This is a genomic window from Areca yellow leaf disease phytoplasma (genome assembly GCF_041920595.1).
In genome coordinates this window covers 360074-362395 of the sequence record NZ_CP169277.1, presented here as the reverse complement: position 1 = coordinate 362395, position 2322 = coordinate 360074, and the positions used below count along the sequence as shown (strand labels likewise).

General features: G+C 29.9%; 2 protein-coding genes and 1 pseudogene. 1 reads left to right on the top strand and 2 read right to left on the bottom strand.

Annotated elements, in window-relative coordinates; all coding sequences use genetic code 11:
* Positions 1-20: 20 nt before the first annotated feature.
* A pseudogene (locus ACEW7V_RS02065) lies at positions 21-127 on the top strand (FAD-dependent oxidoreductase); the annotation flags it as partial.
* Between the two features lie 181 nt (positions 128-308).
* Here the strand turns inward: ACEW7V_RS02065 and ACEW7V_RS02060 are convergent.
* The gene (locus ACEW7V_RS02060) at positions 309-527 is read right to left on the bottom strand and encodes an FAD-dependent oxidoreductase (protein ID WP_374695298.1); all 219 of its coding nucleotides are present in this window, start codon (positions 525-527) and stop codon (positions 309-311) included.
* A 439-nt stretch (positions 528-966) separates the two neighbouring features.
* Positions 967-1170: a hypothetical protein gene (locus ACEW7V_RS02055; RefSeq protein ID WP_374695297.1), complete on the bottom strand. Its 204-nt coding sequence runs from the start codon at positions 1168-1170 to the stop codon at positions 967-969.
* Between the last annotated feature and the right edge of the window lie 1152 nt (positions 1171-2322).

Sequence of the window (2322 nt, the reverse complement as noted above, 5' to 3'; positions counted from 1 at the left end):
ACTATGTTGAAGGAAACTGAGGCCCTCGTTATTGCCCCTTCTATCAGAAGATAAAGTAGTAAGATTTTGTGATAAAAACAGTCATCAAATTTTTATTGAACCAGAAAGCCTATCTTTGGATAACTTGGTGGGTGGTTTGGTTGAGTGTGAGTTAAAACATGGTTCTTAAGGGTCTTTGGTTTGTTTGAGAACAAAACTAAATATTTGTTCTAGAAATTATCTCCCCATTTGTATTTTGGTTTAGCTATAATCAATGCTGTTTTTTAACTCTTGGTGGTGTACTTGCCTGTTTTTAAAATCGAATAACTTCAAAACTTCAATTTTAATTGATTAACACTGATACCGTAAAGTTGTAGGAACGCCATTAGGTCCCGAGGATTTTTGGTATCTCCAATTAAAATTTGGCTTGCTAAATAAGTTCCTGTAGTGATAATGACAGTTTTTGGCATTAATTTTTGTTCCATCTTCAAGACAGACTCCTTGAACTTGGATTGTTTTGGATATTGGGTGTTTACGAGCCCTTCCAATAGAGAGTTAAATTGAGGTTTTTTTTTGCATTATTTCTAAAAATAATTTGGAGGACATCTTAATTTATCAATTTGAGCTCTTAAAGCTCTTACTGCAGGACCTTTTGGAAGAGTTACATTTTGATCTGAATTTGTGCAAGATCTGCAGCTTTTGCCATAAATACCTCACCTAGCATCATTTAATAAAAATAAAAGCAATAATTTTGGCAGGACTTCCGACAGAGGGATTGCAAGGTATGAAGCAATCACGGTTTTAAGGAGCCTGTAATGAGTAAAGTATTATGTTTTAAAGTTAATATTAAAGCAGCTTCAACACTTCTGCATGTCCTGTCGCAATAAATAATGCTATCGTAGATCATTTGGAGCGCCTTTTCGATTGTTTTTGGGGTTTTATAATCATTTATTTATCATTTGCTTTAATTTAATTCGTTTATTTCGTCTATTGTGTTGTCTTTGTTTTTGGGGTTGTCTTCATTGGGATTTTGTTTGATTTGGGTTCAACAAAAGTTGGATTGAATTGTTTTTGTTTTTCTTTAATGATTCGTAAAAGTTCTATTCCTAATGTTTCTTGGATTTTTTCCAATGTTTCTTGTAATTTTTTATCTCTAAATATGTGTATTTTTTTTGTTGGTTTTTCATCCAATAATTCATAGAAAAACAAGAAGATATCATTACAACAAAAAGCAGGAATTCTCTAACCAAACAGAAATTTGTCCACTAAGCAAAAAAAGCATTTAATAAAATAGGCACTAAAACTGCCACAAATAACAATTTTATTTTTTTTTGATTAAAGTAGCTTCTTTTTGGAAAATCTGCCATATAAAATCTAGCCACATATCGTTTATATATCTTTTTGATAAAAAGCTCCAAATTCTTCGTAATATTTTTTTTCAACCAAAAAGGCGGCACACTCCTTTATCAGCAGTCCAAACAGCAAATTGGCGTGATTGAAAAAAGAGTACTATAATATTTGCTTTGATCCAAATAATAAAATTCTACTTTTTAGTTTCTTTTCCTTTTAATGTTGTTTCCTTGGGTTAAAAATGGTTCTCCTTGTAAGAGTTGTAAATATTAGTTAATAATTTAAATTCTTTTTTCTTTTTGAAAAAAATGAAAATTCATATGACTGCTCCTTTTCCTTTATTTTTTAGTTGTGTTGTTATTTTTCAGAAGTTTTTGCCAAAAATCACAATAAAAATTATTTTGTTTTTTTAATTTAAGTGAGATGGATATTGCTTTAAAAAAATTGTTTTTTTGGGTCTTTATATTAAAAATAACAATTTCACAACTAAAAATAAAGGAAAAGGAGCAATCATATGAATTTTTCATTTTCAAAAGAAAAGAATTTAAATTGATAACTAATATTTTTGGCTCTTTACAAACCATTTTTAACGAATTTTAGGAGAGAAGAAACAAAGTAAATTTTATTGACTGAATCAAAGCAAATGTCTCAGTACTCTTCCAATCACTGTCTTTCAATTATATTTGGGCTTTGCTGACGCAAAATTGTGTACCTTTGGTGAAAAAATATTACGAAAAATTTGGAATATTTATCAAGACAAACGATATAACTAGATTTTATATGGCAATTTTCAAAGAAACTGCCCAATCAAAGGCTCGATTACAACAGTATCCTGACACGTAAGAGTAACTTTTTGCTTTTAGTGAACTGGAATTTCTGTTTGAGGGCAAAAAATTTCACTGCTGTTGATATCTTCTTGTTTTTCTATGAATTGACGGATGAAAACCAACAAAAAATGCCTGTATTTAAGGATAAAATTGCAAGCTGTCTGCA